Origin of the sequence: Megasphaera sp. ASD88 (assembly GCF_002287425.1) — a bacterium.
In the GTDB taxonomy this organism is placed as follows: Bacteria; Bacillota; Negativicutes; order Veillonellales; family Megasphaeraceae; genus Megasphaera; species Megasphaera stantonii.
Genome location: NZ_NQXW01000081.1, coordinates 1 through 254, shown reverse-complemented (window position 1 = coordinate 254; position 254 = coordinate 1). Strand labels below are relative to the sequence as shown.

Genomic DNA, 254 nt, shown 5'->3' with positions numbered 1-254 from the left:
GGACGCCTGGCCCGTTACTAACGATTCCATATTTGTGTTGAAAAAGTCTGTACTGAGAGAAAGAATCTGTTGTATAATGTTCATGAGAAGGACTCCTTTGCGTGAGATTGTGGTGATTTCATTATACGGCGAATTGTCAAGCTAAGTGCAACTTTTTAGAGTAATGTACTTCGTATGGCGTTTTGTATCCTAAACATTTTCGGGGACGGCGATTTAGTTCTGCAAAAACAGCTTGCACATAGGCTTCTGGAACG

General features: G+C 41.3%; 1 pseudogene. It reads right to left on the bottom strand.

Annotated features, from left to right (window positions below):
- Window positions 1–136: 136 nt before the first annotated feature.
- Window positions 137–254 (bottom strand): annotated as a pseudogene (locus CJ260_RS13270) (IS30 family transposase); the annotation flags it as partial.